Here is a 19298-nt window from a genome sequence, read left to right as displayed (position 1 = left end):
TCCGGAATTTGTAAATCGCTAGTTTTTTTGATGACCAAGGCCGCTGTTGACATGACCGAAGATTTGAAAGAGTTGAGCAAAAGAAAGCTAAATTTCTTTCAAACGCTAAAAGCTGTTGCTTGGGCGATGTTCGGTGTGCGCAAAAACGCTGGTTATCACGACGACATGGCAAAGCTGAATCCTGTCCACCTCGTTATTGCGGGGTTGCTCGGTGGTTTAATTTTTGTGGTGGGATTGGTTTACGTTGCCACGTGGGCCATCTCGTTACTCAAGACATAATTGCAGGCAAGTAACCAAACATTTTCGCAAAATATTTTGCTAATCATTTGTAACCATACATCTGTCGCTGGGAGAACAATATGAGTGCAGGACACTCGATTCAAGGCAAAGAGGCACCGTATTATTACGTGCCACACAGCTCACCACATCCGGCTGGGGCGAGCCTGTGCATGCTGCTCGTGATGCTTAGCGCGGCTGCGTGGGTCAATGCGGTTGACGCGGCAAAATGGGGTGTGTTGGCAGGCGTGTTGGGTTTGTTCGTTGTCTTATATTATTGGTTTGGCGACGCGATCCACGAGTCTGAAACAGGCCTCAATAGTAAGCGTATCGACAACTCGTATCGCTGGAGTATGAGTTGGTTCATCTTCTCTGAGATCATGTTCTTCTCGGCCTTTTTCGGCGCGCTTTGGTATACGCGTAACGTTACCGTGCCTTGGCTGGGTGATTTGGATCACCGGCAAATGTTGTGGCCCGCGTTCAATGCGGTTTGGCCCAACGCCGGCCCTGCCGGCACGGTCGAAGCGTTTGGTACCGTCACGCCGTTCTGGCTGCCCACCATCAATACAGCGTTGTTGTTGTCGTCTGGCGTCACATTGACCATTTCGCATCACGCCTTGATCGCCAATCATCGCAAGAGCGCTATCTTCTGGATGGCGGCGACGATTTTGCTTGGTTTTATTTTCGTTGGCTGCCAAGCTGAAGAATATATTCACGCCTATACAGAATTGAATTTGAAATTCTCGTCTGGTGCATATGGTTCGCTATTCTTCTTGTTAACCGGCTTTCACGGTTTTCACGTGTTGCTGGGGGCGACCATGCTGACTGTCATCATGTTTCGTATGATGAAGGGTCATTTCAAACCTGATCACCATTTCGGGTTTGAAGGTGCTGCCTGGTATTGGCACTTTGTGGACGTTGTTTGGCTTGGGCTGTACATCTTCGTGTACTGGATGTAAGCGGAACTCGCAAAAAAAAAGGGCCGGCACCGTCGGCCTTTTTTTATGGGCTAAAAACTGGTTTTACCGAAGTACGCCGGTGGGTTGAATCCATCCCATCCAGTTGGCTACCAGTAGTAAAAGGAACAGCACGACCGACAAGCCGATGCGGACAGTCAGCGCATAGACGGTTTTGCTGCTCTTGCCTTTATCCCGCATGAGATAGAACAGCGCAGAGCCCAAGCTTGCCAAGATGACGACAAAGATGACCGCAACAACAATTCGCATTAGAAATACTCCCGTTATCAGAGAATTATCGCTCAAATGAAACGTCGTCGTGACCAAGCAATGAGCTTAATTGCCCTGTTGTTGCTAGGGGTACTGAGCGTCGTGTTTGTTTCGCTAGGTCGATGGCAACTTCGGCGGGCCGACGAGCGAACTGCTATCGCGGCTCAAATCGAAGCACAAAGAAATGCGCCCGCGCTGTTTCTGTCAGCAGCAACACCGACAGAGGAATTACAGCCCTGGCGACCCGCAATCGCTCAAGGTCGTTGGTTGCCGCAGCTCAGTGTGCTGATCGATAACCGAAATCAAGAAGGTCGGCCGGGTCTCTGGTTGGCGACACCATTGGTCTTGAGTGATGGCCATGCGGTGCTCGTGTTGCGAGGTTGGTTCGAAAGAGTGATGCAAGGTGGGCTCGCGCCGCCTGCCTCTTCAACCGCCGAGGCAATTGCCCGTCAGCTCGAACAGTCAATCAATGACGGCTCAGAGCAAGTGATCACCGGTGAACTCTCGGTTCATGTCCCGCGGCTATTTGAACTCTGGCAGTTCAGTGGTGCAGCAAATGACGCGGCGGTGCCGCAGGGATGGGCGAACCGGCCCGACACAGACAAAAAGGACTTAACCCTTGAGTCTCTGCCGAAATTGCAAAATCTTGAGCTCTTGGATTATCAGCGCCTAACCGGCTTGACGCTGTTGCCAACCGTGCTGATGCAAACAGATAAAAAGAATGACGGCTTGAGTCGGTCGTGGCCTCGACCCTCGCTCGACGCTGACAAGAACAATGGCTATGCCCTGCAGTGGTTTGGTTTTGCGACCATTGCCCTGATAGCATGGGTGGTTATTGCCTATAAAGCGTTCAGGCGACGCAAGGCCCAGGCCCAGATCGGCGATAATAGCTAAGACGCAGTTCGAGCGTTTGTTGTGTTTTATTTTGGATGTGCAATGAGTCAGACGAATCTAGGTCAGTCGCCTCGCGGTGAGCAAGCCCCGCAGCGATCACGAGCCCCTTTGGTCATTATTTTTCTCTTGACGCTGGCACCGGTGTTGGCAGCAGTCTTGGTGTATTTCAATCCCAGCCTGCGCCCAGACAGTAGCCTCGCCTACGGCACGATTATTGATCCACAGCGTTCAGTACCTGCCTCGAATGACTTACCTGTGGTGACCCTCGACGGGCAGCCGTTCGATCTGGCCTCACTCAAGGGCAAATGGGTTCTTGTCGCGGTAGACGGTGGCGATTGTGCAGACGCGTGTGCCAAGAAATTGTTTATCTGGCGCAATGCCCACGCGAGCCAAGGTAAAGAGGTAGAGCGGTTGAAACGGATCTGGTTTATTACCGACGAGGCAGCGGTACCAGAACGAGTGCTCGAGGCGTACAAGGGCACTATTATTGTTCGCGTCAATCCGGCGCAGCTCACTGCCTTTCTGTATCCGGACGCCGCAGCGAACCCGGCCGGCAAAGGCTTAGAAAATTTCTTGTGGATCATCGACCCACTGGGTCACCTCATCATGCGTTACTCAGAAGAGAGTGATCCCAGCAAGATACGAGACGAACTCGGCAAATTGCTTAAAAACTCTCGAATTGGATAAGCAGCCATGAGTGTGAAACCTATTGGACGATATCGTCGAATTGTTTTCCTGACGTGGTTTCTAACGTTCGACTTAATCGTCTTCGGTGCTTTTGTCAGGCTCTCTGATGCTGGTCTTGGCTGTCCAGACTGGCCTGGCTGCTACGGCAATGTGACCCCCGTCGGTGCCTCATCCTCAATAGAAGCAGCGACCTTGTCGATGCCTGACGGCCCAGTGACGGCCTATAAGGCATGGGTAGAGATGATCCATCGTTATGCCGGTGCGCTGCTTGGGCTGTTAATCATCGCCATCACTGTCATGGCGTGGCGGCAAAGAAAAGCCATTGGTCAAACGCCACGGTTAGCAACGGTCACTTTATTTGCTGTATGTTTGCAAGGCGCATTTGGCGCCTGGACGGTGACGCACCGACTCATGCCGGTGGTGGTGACAGGGCATTTGCTGTTTGGCATGTCTTTGCTTGCGCTGATGACCTGGCTGGCCGCTCGTGAAAAGGGCTACCCGGCCATCCCACTATCCGCAAAGCCCTATATGCCTTGGGCAGCCGCTGGTCTGCTGATTTTGTTCATGCAAATCGGCTTGGGCGGTTGGGTAAGCACAAATTATGCGGCCTTAGCGTGTATGGATTTCCCGACCTGTCAGGGCCTGTGGCTACCAGACATGGATTTTAATGATGGCTATTCGCTCGTGCGCGCCCTAGGCGAGACCCCTGCAGGTGTCATGATTTCGCAGCATGCGCTCACCGCTATCCATTGGGTGCATAGAAACGCAGCCTTGATTGTGTTTGTTTACTTGGCGATACTTGCCGTGAAATTAAAGCGCTACACGGGGTTGCGAGGCCCTGCGCTTAGCTTGGTGGCGCTGCTCTGCGCCCAACTATTGACCGGCCTCACAACCATCCTATTTCAATGGCCAATTCTGATCGCAGTACTGCACAGTGCGGGTGCAGCTGGCCTGATGATAGCGATGGTGACCATCCTGGTGAGGCTCGGTACAATAGAGACCCTACCCACCTCAGTTTATTCATGACATCGACCGTCGTCAAAAACAGCAAACCGAGCTTATTGCGCCAATATTGGGTGCTTACTAAGCCGCGCGTGACGCAATTGGCGGTGTTCTGTGCCGTCATTGGTATGTTTCTGGCCACGCCTGGTCTACCTGATCTGACAAAGGTGGCGTTCGCAACGGTTGGTATCTGGTTGTTGGCAGCAGCAGCTTTTGCCATCAATTGCCTGATAGAGCAACAGATAGATGCCAAAATGACTCGTACTGCAAGACGCGGTACGGCTGCCGGGACTATCCCCTCGTTGCAAGTGCTGATGATGTCGGGATTGCTCGGGGGCGTCGGCATGTTCATGCTCTATCGATGGGTGAACCCGTTGACGATGTGGCTAACGTTCGCGACCTTTGTTGGTTACGCGGTGATCTATACCGTCATTCTTAAGCCTCGTACACCGCAAAACATTGTCATTGGTGGTCTGTCTGGGGCCATGCCGCCCGCTCTGGGATGGGCCGCCATTGCGGATGCGGTCCCGCCAGAAGCGTGGTTATTGGTCTTGATTATTTTTATCTGGACCCCGCCCCACTTTTGGGCCCTCGCACTATACCGAACCAAAGATTACGCCAGTGCAGGCTTACCGATGCTGCCGGTGACGCATGGCGAAAAATTCACTCGCTTGCACATCCTGCTCTACAGCATTGCGCTGTGGGCCACGACGATGCTGCCCTATGTTATTGGCATGAGTGGGTCACTTTATCTCGCTTTTGCGACAGTGCTGGGTGGTTGGTTTGTGTTGAGCGCTTTGCGACTTTATCGTGCCTACAGCGATGAGCTCGCCCGCAACCTGTTCAGAGACTCAATCATTTATCTCTCGCTGTTATTTGCATCCTTATTAATTGATCATTGGTTGGTACTTTAATCATCATGGTGTCTTCCCCCAAGGGTTTGCTGAGAACCTGTGTTGCGCCCCTGACGTTGGCGCTGGCAATATTGCTCTTGGCGGGGTGTTCTGATCAAAAACCCGTGTTCGTGGGTAGCGATATTTCAGGTACGCATCTCGGGCGTGGGCTTAGTCTGATGGGGATGGACGGTAAACCTTTTACGGATGAGCGTTTCAAAGGTAAGGTAACGCTGATATTTTTTGGCTTCACGCAGTGCCCTGATGTCTGCCCGACGACACTCGCCGAACTGGCAGAAGTGCTGAAAATGCTCGGTGATCAAGCGAGTAACGTGCAAATACTGATGATCACCGTCGATCCCGAACGTGATACCCCAGCGATCTTGACCGAATATATTAAGGCGTTCGACGATCGAATCTTGGGGCTCACGGGCTCACTGGCTGAGATCAAACAAGCAGCCAGTCTGTATAAGGCCTATTATGCGAAAGTCCCGCAAGCGGCTGGCCAATACACCATGGATCACAGTGCCTCTTTTTATCTGATCGATAAAAAGGGCGAGTCGAGAGTGCTTGTACCCAACAATTCGGGTGCAGCTGCGATTGCCAAGGACCTGACCATTTTGCTTGCAGAATAAAGCGCTGGTTATCCTTGAGCAGTGCTCGGGATCAGTCAGCCGGTGCTGTTCGTAGCGGATTTCCAGTCTAACCAAGCTTGCTGAGCCATGGCAGACATTTCGCTAAGAGAGATGGTTTGGCGGTGCAAGTAAATCAGCGTGGCATAAGGGGTTGCCAACGCAGACGCCTCTTTGCATAAGCGGAGTTCTTCGCCGATAGACGGGCTACGCTGGCGCCAGAAATTAATTGCAGCTTCAAGTTCAGTCAAGGTTATCGTCGTTTGCATGGCGCTATTGTCCCAGAATATCTTAATATCTTACTGAACCCGAGACAAAAGGATAGTCATATGAACGCATTCTCTTCGAATCCCTTCGTGTTGCCCGGGATGGGCCAATCGGGCGACGCAGCTAGCAACCCCCTGTTAGCCAGCATGGAGATGATGCGAAAGGCATTCACGAGCCTTACAGGGCCTGGGGGCCTTAATGCGGGTTTGCAAATGACGCGCGCCATGGACCCAGACGAGCTCGAGAAAAAAATTGCTGATTTACGTGCCGTCGAAAACTGGTTGAAGCTCAACTTATCCATGCTCAGTAGCACGATACAAGGGATGGAGGTTCAATTGGCGACCATTGTTACCTTAAAGTCCTACATGCCAGGCATGACCGGTGAGACCGGCACGACAAACGCTGCGAGTGCTTCAAACGCACCAAAGTCGATCTGGCCAGAGACCACTGCCACTGCAGCATCGGCCAAAGAAGAGGTGAGGCCCAGTGCTGCATCGAGCAAAGCGGACGATAGTTCCTCTACCTCCGAGGGCGCAAGCAAGGTGACAGAGGCCGCGCAAGCTTGGTGGGATATGTTGCAACGGCAGTTTGGTCAAGTGGCTCAAGCGACAGCGGCAACGATGGCCGCGTCCACCGCCGCCGTCCAGCCAGCGACCAAAGCGACCAAAGCGACCAACAGTCGCAGCACCAAGACAGTAACGAAAACAGCCGCGACAAAAAAAGCGAGTCCAGCCAAAAAGGCAACCGCGCGTGCACCAAGAAAAGCAGCTATCTGATCGTCTTGAACGATCGGTCATTCAAACCTTTTGATTAACATCCTCCTTCTCACATGTTGAACATCGTTATTCTCGCCGCAGGCCAAGGCAAGCGGATGCAATCTGAGTTGCCCAAGGTCCTACACCCCATCTCTGGCAAATCTATGCTGAGTCATGTGCTGGATTCAGCGCGTGCTTTGGGCGCAGACAACGTGATCGCGGTCATCGGCCACGGGGCCGACCAAGTACGCGCGGCTTACCTGACTGACCCAGACTTGCAGTTCGTCCTGCAACAGCCGCAGCACGGGACAGGACATGCGGTTCTGCAAGCGACGCCACTGCTTGGTGAAAACCAACAAGCCGACGTGACGCTTGTCCTGTATGGCGATGTGCCCTTGGTGCAGATCGACACACTCAAGCGTCTATTAGAGGCGCGGGGCGATGGCGTTGCGATTTTGACCGAAATCATGTCGGATCCGGCTGGCTATGGCCGCATCGTTCGAGACTCGAACAAACAGGTCATTGCCATTGTTGAGCACAAAGATGCGAGCGAGGCGCAGCAACGGATTACGGAGGTCAATACCGGCATCGTGGCAGCGCCGACCGCGCTACTTAAGCGCTGGTTAGCCAAGCTGACCAACAACAATGCTCAAGGTGAGTATTATTTGACCGACATCATTGGGATGGCTGTCGAGGAGGGGGTCACGATCAATGTTGCACACCCTGACGCGCCCTACGAAACGGCCGGGGTAAACAGCCGCGCACAACAAGCGGCGCTCGAGCGCATCTGGCAGCAAGAGCTTGCCCGCCGGCAGCTTGAGCTGGGCGTGACCTTAGCAGACCCTAGCCGGTTTGATCAACGGGGTTCGCTGACCTGTGGCCGAGACGTGTTTATCGACGTGGGTTGTGTTTTCGAGGGAACTGTCACGCTCGGCAATGGGGTGTACGTGGGCCCTCACTGCGTCTTGCGGGATGTTACGGTCGGGGATTCGACCCGCATCGAAGCATTTAGTCATTTGCGACAAGCAGTGATCGGGGTTCAGGCGCAGATAGGGCCTTATGCTCGGTTACGACCTGGCGCAAGACTTGGCGATCGGGTACATGTTGGCAATTTCGTCGAAATTAAAAACGCCCAATTAGGTGAAGACGCAAAAGCAGGGCATTTGGCCTATCTCGGCGACGCCGACATCGGTGCGCGAGTCAATATTGGTGCGGGCACGATTACGTGTAATTACGACGGCGTCAATAAACACCGAACCGTGATCGGTGATGATGCTTTCATCGGTTCAGACACACAACTGGTTGCGCCCGTCACCGTGGGTCGAGGGGCAACGCTGGGGGCTGGTACGACCTTGACAAGTGATGCGCCAGAGCATCAACTGACCATCTCACGTGCCAAGCAAATAACAATACCGACATGGACGCGGCCAGTAAAAAAATCTTAAGCCCAGCACCTTCGACTGTGTCTCAGGCGACTCAAGGCGTCCCCGACGGCTTGCCGGTGCCCAGGCGACACTGGGCGACCTTGACGTTTTTGATGGGGCTCAGCATCTCGGTACTCGATTCATCGATGACCAATATGGCCCTGCCCGCCATTGCTCGCGACCTGCACCAAACCTCTTCCATGGTTGTGTGGGTTGTTAACGCCTATGGGGTGACGGTGGCAATGACCCTGTTACCTTTGGCAGCGTTTGGGGAAAGAATTGGGTTTAAAAAACTGTTCCGCTACGGTTTGTTGATGTTCACCCTTTCGTCGTGTGCCAGTGCACTTGCCCCTAATCTGGAGATCTTGTTGTTTTGCCGGGTTTGTCAAGGGCTCGGTGGATCAGCCATCATGTGTCTGTTTGGTGCGCTGGTTCGTTATATTTATCCGCCCGACAAAATGGGGCAGGGGATTGGCATCAATGCGATGACCGTAGGTGTCATGTCTGTGTTGGGGCCCGCGATTGGCTCGTTCATCCTGCATATTGCCAATTGGCATTGGTTATTTGCGTTTAATGTCCCTTTTGGTTTGCTTGCCATGTTCGGGGTGAAATCCTTGCCTGATGTGGCACCGATTAAATCCCCGTTTGATTTTGTCAGTGCCATCAAAAGTATGGTGACGTTGGGCTCATTGATTATCGGGGTGGATTACTTTTCAACCTATCCTGCGATCGCATCTTGCGTGATTGCCGTCAGCATTGCCGTTGGCATCTTGCTGGTTCGCAGATCTTTAGGCCAATCAGCACCGCTCGTGCCAGTCGATTTATTCAGAATCCCCGCCATGCGGTTTGCGATCGCCGCCTCGGCCAGCACCTTCATGGCGCAGATGGCGACGTTTGTTTCGTTGCCGTTTTACTTTCAGCAGGTCATGCATCGCCCACAAATATCAGTGGGTTTGCTGATGGGGGGGTGGCCGGCGGGTGCTGCCTTGACGGCGCTTGTCGCTGGCCGGCTCTCTGACCGCTACCCAGTTGCGTTATTGAGCGGAGCAGGGGCTGCCGCGATGGCATGCGGCATCGGCTTCATCATTGTGTTGCCAGCCAGTACGCCTGATATCTGGCTGATTGTCTCGATGTTTGTGGCGGGGGTTGGTTTTGGTTTTTTTCAGACACCCAATAATCGGGTGTTAATTCGATCTGCCCCCCGAAACCGAGCGGGGGCTTTGGGTGGGTTGCAAGCAACCACTCGCGTCTTTGGCCAGTCTTTTGGCGCTGCAACGGTGGCGTCTGCGTTCGCACTCACCGAGCAATGGGGCCCAACGATCGGTTTGACCATCGGGGCGGGTTTTTCATCGCTCGCTGTTATCGTTAACGTGATTCGAAATCGCCAGGGTGGCGCCTCACGGTCAGACGGTTGAGCCTCATGCGGATTTTGCAAATTAATACTGAAAAGGCCTGGCGCGGGGGAGAGCGGCAAACCCTATTGACGATGCAGGGGTTGAGAGAGGCAGGCCATCAGGTGGCTTTGCTGTGTGTTGAACAGAGTGCGCTTGGGGCAAGTGCCAAAGCGGCGGGGTTTCAGGTCTTTGAGGCTAAGTCTGGGCTTGGTTTCGCGTTGAGGCTTTTATCGATTGCGGGGCAGTTCGAGGTCATGCATGCGCAGACGGCCAAAGCGGCAACTTGGTGTGCATTGATGAAACGCTTCGTGCAAAAACCATTGGTCTTTACCAAGCGCACCAGCTTCCCGCTCAAGCGTGGTCGTTGGAAGACGCGCTTAAAGTGGCGACAAGTCGATGCGCTGATTGCGATCAGTGAAGCCGCTGCAGTTGGGCCACGTGAATTAGGACTCAGCGTCACGGTGATTGCCAGCGCGGTCCCAGCGATTAAGCCTCATCCCGAGCGGGTTGCTGCGTTTATTGCTCAACACAGCTTTCAGGGGCGCCGCCTGGTCGGCACGGCATCTGCACTCTCTTTTGAAAAAGACCCGCTAACGCTGATTGAAGCTGCGGCGCAGGTGTGTCAACGGCTCGACGATGTGGTCTTTGTGCATTGGGGGGCTGATGAAAAAGCCGCCGCGCTAGCTCGTGAGCGCATCACGCAATTGGGGTTGCAAGACAGATACCTGCTCTTGGGCTTTGAGCAAGCAGTCGAACAGCTTTATCCCGCCTTGTCCTGTTTCGTCATGGCTTCTAAGTTTGAAGCGCTGGGCAGTAGTGTCTTGGATGCGCTGCAACAGAAAGTACCCGTCGTGTCGACCGATGCCGGTGGTTTAAAAGAAACCTTGGCTAATGGACGGGGCTTGCTGGTTGCGGTCGGCGACGCTCATGCGATGGCCACACAAATTCTGATGGTGTTAGAGCGCCCCGGTCTGGTGACTTCGATGGTTCAAAATGCTTACGACGATGTGCAGTTGTACTACAGTGTCAATGCCATGGTTGATCGCTATCTTGAGGTTTATCGACGCCTGTCTCGCACTTAGTTTGCACCCTTGCCGCAAAGCGGTGACAATCACGCAATAGACAGGAGATTTATTTATGTGTGGCATTGTTGGCGCCGTTTCGACCCGTGACATTACCCCAATTTTGGTAGAAGGCCTAAAGCGCCTTGAGTATCGCGGGTATGACTCTTGCGGGGTGGCTGTGTTTCAGGCCGGTGGTTTGCGCAGAGCCCGCAGTGTTGATCGCGTGGCAGAACTTGAGCAACACATTGCTGAAGACAAGATCAGCGGATTTACCGGGATTGCCCACACCCGCTGGGCAACGCATGGTGCGCCAACGACCAGTAACGCGCATCCTCATTTTTCTTCTTTTGGGGGGGCTGAGCCTCGGATTGCGTTGGTTCACAACGGCATTATTGAGAACCACGAAGAATTGCGCGCGGAATTGCAGCAGGCCGGCTATGTTTTTGTGAGCCAGACGGATACTGAAGTCATTGCTCACTTGCTGAATCATTTATACCAAGGTGACTTGCGAACTGCGTTGCAGCAGACGGTTGCCCGTTTACATGGCGCTTACGGTATTGCGGCGTTTTGTAGTAGCGAACCTCATCGTGTCGTTGGTGCCCGTCAGGGATCCCCGTTGGTGGTCGGGATCGGTCAAGGTGAGAATTTTCTCGCCTCAGACGCGCTGGCGCTCGCTGGGACGACCGATCAAATTATTTATCTCGAAGAGGGCGATATCGTCGACCTGCATCTGGATCATGTCGAGATATACGATGTCAACGGGGTGAAGGCAGACCGAAAGGTCAACACGGTACTGGTGCACACGGGGGCCGCAGAGTTGGGCCCCTATCGCCACTATATGCAAAAGGAAATTTTCGAACAACCTCGGGCGATGGGCGATACCATCTCGGGCATCGAAGCGATTGAACCGGGGCTATTCGGTGAGCAGGCGGCTGCTGTTTTTGATCAGATCGACCGAGTGCTGATTTTGGCCTGTGGGACAAGTTATTACGCAGGGTTGACGGCGAAGTACTGGATCGAAGCGGTTGCCAAAATCACTGTCTCCGTTGAAATCGCTAGTGAATATCGCTATCGCGACAGTGTGCCTCACCCAGATACACTGGTGATCACGATTTCGCAATCTGGTGAGACGGCGGATACGCTCGCTGCCTTGAAACACGCCCGTGCCTTGGGGATGGATCACACGTTGACGATCTGCAACGTGAGCACTAGTGCCATGGTCAGAGAATGTAAATTATCGTTCTTGACGAGAGCTGGCGTCGAGATTGGGGTCGCGTCAACCAAGGCCTTCACGACGCAACTAACGGCGTTGTTTCTGTTGGCGCTGACACTCGGTAAAGTCAAGGGTCGGGTCGACGCTGCGCAAGAGGCTGGGCATGTGAAAGCTCTGCGTCATTTGCCTGCGGCCTTGAGCGCAGTGCTCGCGATTGAACCTCAGATTATTGCTTGGGCAGACCGCTTTGCGAGCAAAGAAAATGCGTTGTTCTTGGGACGTGGCATGCATTATCCCATCGCCCTTGAGGGGGCGCTTAAGTTAAAAGAGATCAGTTACATCCATGCCGAAGCGTATCCTGCAGGTGAGTTAAAGCATGGGCCGCTGGCCTTGGTGACCGAATCGATGCCCGTGGTCACGATTGCGCCAAACGATGCCTTGCTCGAGAAGCTGAAATCCAACCTGCAAGAGGTGAGGGCGCGCGGCGGTGAACTCTATGTTTTTGCTGATGCAGACTCGAAAATCCCAAGCAGCGAAGGGGTGCATGTGATCCGCATGCCAGAGTTTTATGGGGTGTTGTCCCCTATCCTTCACACCGTTCCTTTACAGTTGTTGGCTTATCACACCGCATGTGCCCGTGGGACGGATGTTGATAAACCGAGGAATCTGGCCAAGAGTGTGACGGTGGAGTAATTTCGTTAGGGGGTAATAATTCTGTTTTTATTAATAAAGTGTGTCGATTATTAATAAAGTGTGTCGGTTTTTGTCCATGAAGTTTCCCGTCCATGATCGCCGAGGTCTCTATGTTTAGACCAGAGATCGGAACCTGCTTCTGTGACCAATAATAAAAAGACGAATGAGACAAAGGTTGTGATTCAATTGCCAATAATGGAGGACGAGCTTGCCCTTGGCTACAGTGGGCGGCTCGCAAGAGTGAACGCGTGGAATTATTCTGCCCTGGCAACCCGACGCCTTCGGCAATGGGCGCAAATAAATCAAAGCGTATCAGCAGAAATAACTCGAGTTGAAGCCTTGGCGATTGCCGCCAACGTTCCATTCACGCAATTTGTCCGCACTCATACCATGCTGCCCCTCAATAGATCGGTAGCAATTACTGACGTTGATATTCCGCATGGCAGTAGTCGCAAGCGAACATTGTTAAGGCGCGCGTTTGCGCAGACGAGAGATTTTCAATATTCTTGCGCAGTCTGTGCCGGCGAAGATTTGAATACGTACGGATTTTCATGGTGGCGACGAATTCATCAATTGCCGGGACTTCTGTGGTGTCCTGAACATAAAACTGGTCTGTCAGCCGTAATTTGCCCCGAGCCGTTCTCATTGCAACCACATGAGTGTGATTTACTCGATTCCCAGATCGCGGAGAACCAGTGGGTCCGAGCGATCCAAAACCCATTCGTTCTGAGATACCTAGAAATTCTGAATGGTTTTTTAGGCAGCACAAAACCAGTAGCTTCTGCTGACGTGTCTTCGTTTGCGCGAACCCGAATATATCAGCACCTCTCAATAAGTGATTGTTGTCATGGTCCCCTATCGGCTGAGGCACTATTGCTGGAAGGATTTGACCGCGATTGGTTTGCGTCAGTTTTGTCGCTTGGCACGAAGACCTTGAAAATGGCGCTAAAAGTCATGACTGACTCATTAAATAGTTCATCGCTCGGTGTGACAGCAATTGGTTATGCACTGCTTTTAGCGATTGTTTACGAAAATGCAGAGGTAGCGCTGATCGAAGTTGCGAAGCTAACCGTGCAAGCAATCCACCTATTGAAGAGCAAGTATCTACCCGTTTTGTTTAAACACTTCCCGGGGCTGACGACTGAAGCGAATGCTTGGACTTACGGCATAAATCAGTCCAAATTTTTAGTAGCACCCCCCTTGTAGGAATACGATTACGCCAACAACGGCAAATCCGTTCGCAAATTAGCCACTGAGTATTACGCTAAGTACAAAAAATCCTAGCCTCAGTAGGATGCCTCATCGGTTGGCTCAGAAAACTGCTGAGCCCATCACTGTGGTGCGATGCATTAACCGATGCTGGTCTGGCCCATAGTCAGATATCGCCAAATGTTGTGTCGTGCAGTTGTCCCACATCATGATGTCACCGACTTTCCATTGATGGCGATACTTGAAATCTTCAGCCGTGCAGTGTGAGTAAAGTTGCTCGAGTAAGGCATTGCTTTCTTCAGCTGCAATATCGACAATCTTGGTGGTAAATCCTTCGTTGACATAGATGGATTTTTTGCCAGTGATTGGATGCGTTCTAATGACCGGGTGGACGACCTCAGGTACTTTTTTGCGCTGCTCTTCGGTTAATGGCTGACGTTGACTATTTGCAGCTAGACGCATTCTCTCGTATCGATCAGCGTAAGAATGCACAGCGTGCAGTTTACTGAGGCGCTCTTTCGTGTTCTCATCCAGCGCCTCATAGGCAGCTGCGGTGTTGATAAAACAAGTATCCCCATAGCTCGTGTCACCCTCTCGGGCAGGGATTGCTTTTGCTTTAAGAATCGAGCAACGACTCGGGCTTTTCGTGTAAGACAGGTCTGTGTGCCAGTATTGCCCAGCATCACTAATACCGATATTAGTATTGTTTTCTTGGATATTTGAAATTAGGAGAATCTCAGGATGGTCAGTAAGCAAGTATTGTTTTAGAACATGGATTTCGAGATCGCCGAAATGTCTGCTGAAGTTGATGTGCTGCGCTTCAGAAATGTCCTGATCTCTAAAAAGCAGGATGGCGCGATGGTTGAATTCATTTTCAATCTTGTCCATGTCTTCGCTACTGAGTGGTTCAGCGAGATTGACACCAATGACCTCTGAACCGATTTTTTCCGTCAGCTTTCTGAACTGTAACTGCATGATGATCTCCTGTGATGAAAGCCTGCTTGCTTAGGGCTTCAAATGAAGGGTGTTGATAAGCTTTTTGAATCTTTCATCATCCGATTTAACAAGCCTTGTAAATTTCTCAGGCCCATCAGACACAACGACTAAGCCGATATCTTCAAATGTTTTAATAACGGCAGGTTCTTTGAGTACTGCTGAAATATCCTCATCCAGCTTCTTGATAATGTGTTTGGGTACCCCTTTAGGTACCGCAACCCCGACCCACGCGCCGCTGGTAAAGCCGGGATAGGTCTCACCAATCGTCGGCACATCCGGAAACTGCGACAGTCTTTTTTCAGACGTCACTGCAATCATTTTGATCCGGCCAGCTTTCGCGAGTGGCCCGACAACGCTGGTCGGCTCGCATGCAAACTGCACGTTTCCTGCCGCCAGATCGGTTAGCACTGCAGCAGACCCTTTATACGGCACGTGAAGCACGTTGAAGTGGTAATCAGCTTTGAGCATTTCCATGGTGAGATGCGATATGGTGCCGACACCAGGTGATCCGTACGACACGGTATCCGGATGTGCCTTAATGTACTCAGCAAGTGATCGCATATCTGTCACGGGCAAAGAGGGTGTCACCGCGCAGATATAGGGAACCCAGATAGACAAATTGACAAATTCAAATTCTTTGAGTGGTTCGTAACTCAAATGTTCATAGATGTACGGGCTGATGACCATCGCGGCATTGGCCGTAAACAAGAGAGTTTGGCCATCTTTTTTTGCTCTGGCAGCAGCAGCGGCGGCCATCGTACTGCCCGCCCCAGGTATGTTTTCGACAATAACCGTAGCATTCCATTTTTGAGAAAGTCGCTCAGAGATCGTACGAGCAATGGTGTCAGTTGTTTGCCCAGCGGGATATCCAACCAACACCTTAACAATACTTTCTGGGTAGGATGCTTGTACAGTGGCTGACAGGACAGCGGTCAACAGCACGAACGCAAACCCGAACATCATTTTAATTTTCATTGGGTGGCCTCAGTCCTTAAAATGCGAGTGACACGGTGCGTTTTGCCCCAGGAACAATAATGCCCCCTCGATCGCCTGGTGTCACCGATCCCCACCTAGGCACAAAGTAGTCGGGGAGCGTGCGCCCATTTTGTGGCGACACCCACAGTCGCAACAAATGTCTTTGACGTTCAGGTTCTGGCCAGTTTTCAAAGTCATTCCGAGAGTGTAGGATCTGATGGTTATGCAGGATTTGGATGTCGCCCGGCTCGAAACTCATCGGTAAAACCAGATCCGAGTCACGAATAATTTCATCGATAAGATCCATGACCTCGATCTGTTCGGGTTTTAGTCGAGGCGCATCTGGAAAGCTCGCCTGGGCAGATTCGATATATTGACGGATGAACACGCAAGTCAACTGACCGTCGTGCCAGGTAAAGATGGGCATGTTGAACCAGTCATGATAACCAGCAGGAACCTCGCCTCGTCTGTCGGTCGGATAGGGTTCAAACAAGAACGGAACCAAGTCTGGTCGTCGTTTCGCTATTTCAAGAAAAAGACTCATCGAGCTAGCAATATAAGACTCACCGCCGGTCTTTGATTTTTGCAGGCAAAGTAGCGCAACAAAATCGGCAGAGTCGGTATGAAAATCAAGACGCCTTTTGGTTTGATAAAAGCGTACGTTTTTATCGTTGACATCAACGCCTTGATCCTTGACATGACCAAGTAGATGACCTTTGCCATTGTTGCTTCGAATACTGCCTAGATGCACGCCAAGCCCGAGATAAATCACGGAGGAAAGCAACAGGCCCAATTCAAGCACAGGTAGCCCTCGCAACAAAATGAAGCCTCTGCCGTGCAATAGGTCTGTCAGAACCTTGTCAATGATCGGCTTACACTTATCGAGAGGAAACTGCGCCTTCGAGATGTTCTCTAGCGGCAGACTCAGTGATAAATAATGTCTGCCCGCCGCAACCAATTCATCGACCTGCTCTGCGGACCAATCAAGCGACCAAGAACTATCTGAGACCAATTGATTTTTTGTCCAAGCGGCAGGGCCGGCGATTTTATTAAGAATAGTTTCTAAGTCACGTTCTCGAACCTGCATGGTTTGCTCCCCCTATTTGGTTCTTAGCGCTTGATCGCGTTTATATTTGAAGCAAGTTAACCATAGGTATATAGTTAATACCATTCAAATATTTTAAATTATTATTAGATATAAACGAATAATAATGGACGTCACTTTCAAACAACTTCGTGCATTTGTCGTACTAGCCGAAGAGCTAAATTTCAGCAAAGCAGCTGAGAGATTGCACATCACACCACCGACGCTAACCGCGGCGATTAAAAGTCTTGAAGAAACGCTAGAGCTGCGACTCTTTGACAGAACGACGCGGGCAGTCAAACTTACGGCTCAAAGTTCACATTTTTTGTCGGTGGCTGAGCGGCTAATTGAGGATCTTGAACGTGCAATTGCGGCCATTGATGAGCAAGTCAATCTTCAGGCGGGCTCAGTGGCTGTATCAGGTGCTGCCTCCTTTTTGTCATACGTGCTCATCCCCGTCGTTACCCAACTGTCGGCAACCCATCCTGCAATAAGGGTGAGGCTAGCTGAGGCAGGGACAACTACTGTCATTGAAGATGTGCTGAATGGCGACGCTGACTTTGGGGTAACAACGCTTCCTGTTCAACATCCCAAGCTGGATTCCACCCGAATTCTTTCTGACAGAGTGAGTATCGCCTGCAACCGGCGTCATCCCCTAGCCTTGTCGCTTGAGCCTATTTCTCTTAAGAAGTTAGAAAAACATGTATTTATCGGGCTGACCAAGAATAATGGGCTAAGACAGGTCATCGAACGCGATCAACGGTTGCCCGAAATTTGCCGCAGACCATCCTACGAAGTCTCTGTCGTCCATCTCATTAAACCTTTACTCACCGCGGACGTTGGTGTAGCGCTGCTGCCAGAACTGGCTTTACAGGCAATTGCGGACAATGACATCGTTCATATTCCATTGAAAGCAAGCATGTGGCGGCATCTGCATCTCGTGACCTACCGCGGTCGCAGCTTGACCCCGGCGGCAGAGCAATTAAAAGCGTTGGTCTTGGCGCAGTTGCAAGTGCAGAAGGGAAACAAGATGATAGTGTCGAAAATCAACGAATTTGGCACCAATAAAGCCTAAGCCTGTTCGCGCCGGTTGAATATTAACCACCTGGTCCGCATTCAACCGGCGCGCACAAATATGGTTATCAAACAGCGCATGATTCAATTCCCGTTGGCGAACTCAAACCCGCTTCCGCAAGCTTGGTGTGCGGAGATTAGTTGCCTTAAACGCCGCACATATTGCGGCGATTGACTTGCGTTTGCGGCGAATAAGTCTCATAATCCCCGCATGAAAAGCGGAGATTACCTCTACATCTGGCAAGCCCCTGACTGGCCGAACTGGCGCTACAACCTGGCGACCTTGGCACAGCCTCTGGCTGACGTCAGTCGTGCCCAAGGCTTGCTCATGGGACGGTTGGCTGACGTTGGCATGGCCTTGCGTGATCAGGCTAATCTTTCGGCCTTGACCGAGGACGTCATGAAGACCAGTGAGATCGAGGGCGAGCACCTGAACGTGGAGTCCGTTCGATCATCCATTGCCCGTCGCCTCGGCGTCGACATCGGCGCACTGGCTCCAGTCGATCGCAATGTTGAGGGCGTCGTTGAAATGGTGCTCGATGCAACAGCCAACTGCCAGTACCCCGTCACTCGGGAACGTTTATTTGGGTGGCATGCAGCACTCTTCCCGACCGGCTACGCCGGCATAACCACAATTAACGTTGGCGCATGGCGCGATGATGCGACCGGCCCCATGCAAGTGGTCTCGGGTCCCATCGGCCGCCAGTGGGTTCACTTTGAGGCGCCACCAGCCGATAAACTTGAAGCAGAAACCGAAGGTTTTCTGAAATGGGCCAACGGTCCATCTGGCGAGCCACCGTTGATCAAAGCCGGACTGGCGCACCTTTGGTTTGTGACCTTACATCCATTTGATGATGGCAATGGCCGTATCGCGAGAGCCTTGAGTGATTTATTCCTCGCTCGCGCCGATGGCAGGTCCCAACGCTTTTACAGCCTGTCGGCACAGATTCAGCGCGAACGCAAGGCTTACTACGACATCCTTGAGCGTACTCAAAAGGACTCCCTCGACGTGACGCAGTGGCTGGCGTGGTTCCTCGATACACTGCATCGTGCGGTCAGCCAGGCGCACCTCACGGTGGATGCAGTGCTGGCAAAGACGCGCTTCTGGCAACGCTGGGCCACATCGCCACTAAATGAGCGACAAGTGAAGTTGCTCAACCGATTGCTTGATGACTTCGAAGGCAAGCTCACCAGTAGCAAGTGGGCGGCCATTGCTAAATGCTCACCCGACACCGCATTGCGCGACATTACAGATCTGCTTGCACGCGGCGTCTTACGCAAAGCCAGTGCTGGCGGCCGTAGCACCAGCTATGAGTTGAACCACTTGCCTGAATAGGTAAAGGCGAAATTCGGCTGCTTCAGTTTTTTCAATCGGGAAAGTCGCCTGCCGCGGGTAATCCTCCCCTTTTTAACTGAGGCCAGAGGTAGAGCTATGCGGCCATTGCCTGCCGCTGTTTTCTGAGACAAACTCAGTGGGCAGGTCGTGCAAAAGCCGCGCTATTCAGACGCCAGCACATTGACAATGCCGGTCAGAGCGTCA

Annotated in this window: 20 protein-coding genes; 15 read left to right on the top strand and 5 right to left on the bottom strand. The window is 52.2% G+C overall.

Features of this window, described 5'->3' with window-relative positions; genetic code table 11:
• Window positions 1-51: 51 nt before the first annotated feature.
• Together AC1W8Y_RS09835 and AC1W8Y_RS09830 are read left to right on the top strand one after the other, a co-directional pair.
• Window positions 52-279: a DUF2970 domain-containing protein gene (locus AC1W8Y_RS09835; RefSeq protein ID WP_482014411.1), complete on the top strand. Its 228-nt coding sequence runs from the start codon at window positions 52-54 to the stop codon at window positions 277-279.
• An 80-nt stretch (window positions 280-359) separates the two neighbouring features.
• A complete protein-coding gene (locus AC1W8Y_RS09830; RefSeq protein ID WP_482014304.1) occupies window positions 360-1235 on the top strand; it encodes a cytochrome c oxidase subunit 3 in 876 nt (291 codons plus the stop codon).
• A gap of 63 nt (window positions 1236-1298) precedes the next feature.
• Here the strand turns inward: AC1W8Y_RS09830 and AC1W8Y_RS09825 are convergent, their stop codons facing one another.
• Window positions 1299-1502, bottom strand: a complete 204-nt coding sequence (locus AC1W8Y_RS09825) for a twin transmembrane helix small protein (RefSeq protein ID WP_482014303.1) — start codon at window positions 1500-1502, stop codon at window positions 1299-1301.
• Window positions 1503-1538: 36 nt separating this feature from the next.
• Between AC1W8Y_RS09825 and AC1W8Y_RS09820 the strand changes: the two genes are divergently transcribed.
• From AC1W8Y_RS09820 to AC1W8Y_RS09800, 5 genes are read left to right on the top strand one after another with little or no spacing between them, the layout of a single operon-like run.
• A complete protein-coding gene (locus tag AC1W8Y_RS09820) occupies window positions 1539-2396 on the top strand; it encodes an SURF1 family protein (RefSeq protein ID WP_482014302.1) in 858 nt (285 codons plus the stop codon).
• Window positions 2397-2438: 42 nt separating this feature from the next.
• Entirely contained in the window at window positions 2439-3083 is a 645-nt protein-coding gene (locus AC1W8Y_RS09815) for an SCO family protein (RefSeq protein ID WP_482014301.1), read from the top strand.
• 6 nt (window positions 3084-3089) lie between these two features.
• The gene (locus AC1W8Y_RS09810; RefSeq protein WP_482014300.1) at window positions 3090-4109 is read left to right on the top strand and encodes a COX15/CtaA family protein; all 1020 of its coding nucleotides are present in this window, start codon (window positions 3090-3092) and stop codon (window positions 4107-4109) included.
• Window positions 4106-4999: a heme o synthase gene (cyoE, locus tag AC1W8Y_RS09805; RefSeq protein ID WP_482014299.1), complete on the top strand. Its 894-nt coding sequence runs from the start codon at window positions 4106-4108 to the stop codon at window positions 4997-4999. The genes AC1W8Y_RS09810 and cyoE overlap by 4 nt, the downstream gene beginning before the upstream one ends.
• A 5-nt stretch (window positions 5000-5004) precedes the next feature.
• On the top strand, window positions 5005-5613 hold the full coding sequence (locus AC1W8Y_RS09800; protein ID WP_482014298.1) for an SCO family protein: 609 nt from the start codon (window positions 5005-5007) through the stop codon (window positions 5611-5613).
• Between the two features lie 35 nt (window positions 5614-5648).
• Here the strand turns inward: AC1W8Y_RS09800 and AC1W8Y_RS09795 are convergent, their stop codons facing one another.
• Window positions 5649-5879, bottom strand: a complete 231-nt coding sequence (locus AC1W8Y_RS09795) for a DUF3717 domain-containing protein (protein ID WP_482014297.1) — start codon at window positions 5877-5879, stop codon at window positions 5649-5651.
• A gap of 60 nt (window positions 5880-5939) precedes the next feature.
• Between AC1W8Y_RS09795 and AC1W8Y_RS09790 the strand changes: the two genes are divergently transcribed.
• The 6 genes from AC1W8Y_RS09790 (at window position 5940) to AC1W8Y_RS09765 (ending at window position 13626) form a co-directional block, all read left to right on the top strand.
• On the top strand, window positions 5940-6653 hold the full coding sequence (locus tag AC1W8Y_RS09790) for a PhaM family polyhydroxyalkanoate granule multifunctional regulatory protein (RefSeq protein WP_482014296.1): 714 nt from the start codon (window positions 5940-5942) through the stop codon (window positions 6651-6653).
• 53 nt (window positions 6654-6706) lie between these two features.
• Window positions 6707-8077, top strand: coding sequence for a bifunctional UDP-N-acetylglucosamine diphosphorylase/glucosamine-1-phosphate N-acetyltransferase GlmU (gene glmU, locus AC1W8Y_RS09785; protein WP_482014295.1), 1371 nt, complete (start codon window positions 6707-6709; stop codon window positions 8075-8077).
• On the top strand, window positions 8050-9471 hold the full coding sequence (locus AC1W8Y_RS09780; RefSeq protein WP_482014294.1) for an MFS transporter: 1422 nt from the start codon (window positions 8050-8052) through the stop codon (window positions 9469-9471). The genes glmU and AC1W8Y_RS09780 overlap by 28 nt, the downstream gene beginning before the upstream one ends.
• A gap of 5 nt (window positions 9472-9476) precedes the next feature.
• Window positions 9477-10532, top strand: a complete 1056-nt coding sequence (locus tag AC1W8Y_RS09775) for a glycosyltransferase family 4 protein (RefSeq protein WP_482014293.1) — start codon at window positions 9477-9479, stop codon at window positions 10530-10532.
• Between the two features lie 55 nt (window positions 10533-10587).
• Window positions 10588-12420 carry a glutamine--fructose-6-phosphate transaminase (isomerizing) gene (gene glmS / locus AC1W8Y_RS09770; RefSeq protein ID WP_482014292.1) on the top strand — a complete coding sequence of 611 codons (1833 nt, stop codon included), beginning with the start codon at window positions 10588-10590 and terminating at the stop codon, window positions 12418-12420.
• A 141-nt stretch (window positions 12421-12561) separates the two neighbouring features.
• Window positions 12562-13626, top strand: a complete 1065-nt coding sequence (locus AC1W8Y_RS09765) for a TniQ family protein (protein ID WP_482014291.1) — start codon at window positions 12562-12564, stop codon at window positions 13624-13626.
• Window positions 13627-13731: 105 nt separating this feature from the next.
• Here AC1W8Y_RS09765 and AC1W8Y_RS09760 read toward each other — a convergent pair whose 3' ends face one another.
• Genes AC1W8Y_RS09760 through AC1W8Y_RS09750 form a run of 3 tightly spaced genes read right to left on the bottom strand, consistent with a single transcriptional unit; the run spans window position 13732 to window position 16687 of the window.
• On the bottom strand, window positions 13732-14604 hold the full coding sequence (locus AC1W8Y_RS09760; RefSeq protein WP_482014290.1) for a TauD/TfdA dioxygenase family protein: 873 nt from the start codon (window positions 14602-14604) through the stop codon (window positions 13732-13734).
• 30 nt (window positions 14605-14634) lie between these two features.
• Window positions 14635-15600 (bottom strand): Bug family tripartite tricarboxylate transporter substrate binding protein, encoded by a 966-nt coding sequence (locus AC1W8Y_RS09755; protein WP_482014289.1) that lies wholly within the window; start codon window positions 15598-15600, stop codon window positions 14635-14637.
• A gap of 16 nt (window positions 15601-15616) precedes the next feature.
• Complete coding sequence (locus AC1W8Y_RS09750; RefSeq protein ID WP_482014288.1) at window positions 15617-16687, bottom strand: TauD/TfdA family dioxygenase; 1071 nt, start codon at window positions 16685-16687, stop codon at window positions 15617-15619.
• Window positions 16688-16811: 124 nt separating this feature from the next.
• Here AC1W8Y_RS09750 and AC1W8Y_RS09745 point away from each other — a divergent pair, with 124 nt between their 5' ends.
• Window positions 16812-17759: a LysR family transcriptional regulator gene (locus AC1W8Y_RS09745; protein ID WP_482014287.1), complete on the top strand. Its 948-nt coding sequence runs from the start codon at window positions 16812-16814 to the stop codon at window positions 17757-17759.
• A gap of 210 nt (window positions 17760-17969) precedes the next feature.
• Window positions 17970-19094: a Fic family protein gene (locus tag AC1W8Y_RS09740; RefSeq protein WP_482014286.1), complete on the top strand. Its 1125-nt coding sequence runs from the start codon at window positions 17970-17972 to the stop codon at window positions 19092-19094.
• Window positions 19095-19298 lie beyond the last annotated feature (204 nt).

It is taken from the genome of Jezberella sp. (assembly GCF_964834465.1).
The sequence above is the reverse complement of the archived record's forward strand: the minus strand, read 5'-3'. Positions and strand labels throughout refer to the sequence as shown.

Bases quoted from the DNA above. Each gene is read 5' to 3' on its own strand.
- AC1W8Y_RS09835 (WP_482014411.1), top strand. From the start codon at position 52: ATGACCGAAGATTTGAAAGAGTTGAGCAAAAGAAAGCTAAATTTCTTT.
- AC1W8Y_RS09830 (WP_482014304.1), top strand. From the start codon at position 360: ATGAGTGCAGGACACTCGATTCAAGGCAAAGAGGCACCGTATTATTAC.
- AC1W8Y_RS09825 (WP_482014303.1), bottom strand. From the start codon at position 1,502: ATGCGAATTGTTGTTGCGGTCATCTTTGTCGTCATCTTGGCAAGCTTG.
- AC1W8Y_RS09820 (WP_482014302.1), top strand. From the start codon at position 1,539: ATGAAACGTCGTCGTGACCAAGCAATGAGCTTAATTGCCCTGTTGTTG.
- AC1W8Y_RS09815 (WP_482014301.1), top strand. From the start codon at position 2,439: ATGAGTCAGACGAATCTAGGTCAGTCGCCTCGCGGTGAGCAAGCCCCG.
- AC1W8Y_RS09810 (WP_482014300.1), top strand. From the start codon at position 3,090: ATGAGTGTGAAACCTATTGGACGATATCGTCGAATTGTTTTCCTGACG.
- cyoE (WP_482014299.1), top strand. From the start codon at position 4,106: ATGACATCGACCGTCGTCAAAAACAGCAAACCGAGCTTATTGCGCCAA.
- AC1W8Y_RS09800 (WP_482014298.1), top strand. From the start codon at position 5,005: ATGGTGTCTTCCCCCAAGGGTTTGCTGAGAACCTGTGTTGCGCCCCTG.
- AC1W8Y_RS09795 (WP_482014297.1), bottom strand. From the start codon at position 5,879: ATGCAAACGACGATAACCTTGACTGAACTTGAAGCTGCAATTAATTTC.
- AC1W8Y_RS09790 (WP_482014296.1), top strand. From the start codon at position 5,940: ATGAACGCATTCTCTTCGAATCCCTTCGTGTTGCCCGGGATGGGCCAA.
- glmU (WP_482014295.1), top strand. From the start codon at position 6,707: ATGTTGAACATCGTTATTCTCGCCGCAGGCCAAGGCAAGCGGATGCAA.
- AC1W8Y_RS09780 (WP_482014294.1), top strand. From the start codon at position 8,050: ATGGACGCGGCCAGTAAAAAAATCTTAAGCCCAGCACCTTCGACTGTG.
- AC1W8Y_RS09775 (WP_482014293.1), top strand. From the start codon at position 9,477: ATGCGGATTTTGCAAATTAATACTGAAAAGGCCTGGCGCGGGGGAGAG.
- glmS (WP_482014292.1), top strand. From the start codon at position 10,588: ATGTGTGGCATTGTTGGCGCCGTTTCGACCCGTGACATTACCCCAATT.
- AC1W8Y_RS09760 (WP_482014290.1), bottom strand. From the start codon at position 14,604: ATGCAGTTACAGTTCAGAAAGCTGACGGAAAAAATCGGTTCAGAGGTC.
- AC1W8Y_RS09755 (WP_482014289.1), bottom strand. From the start codon at position 15,600: ATGAAAATTAAAATGATGTTCGGGTTTGCGTTCGTGCTGTTGACCGCT.
- AC1W8Y_RS09750 (WP_482014288.1), bottom strand. From the start codon at position 16,687: ATGCAGGTTCGAGAACGTGACTTAGAAACTATTCTTAATAAAATCGCC.
- AC1W8Y_RS09745 (WP_482014287.1), top strand. From the start codon at position 16,812: ATGGACGTCACTTTCAAACAACTTCGTGCATTTGTCGTACTAGCCGAA.
- AC1W8Y_RS09740 (WP_482014286.1), top strand. From the start codon at position 17,970: ATGAAAAGCGGAGATTACCTCTACATCTGGCAAGCCCCTGACTGGCCG.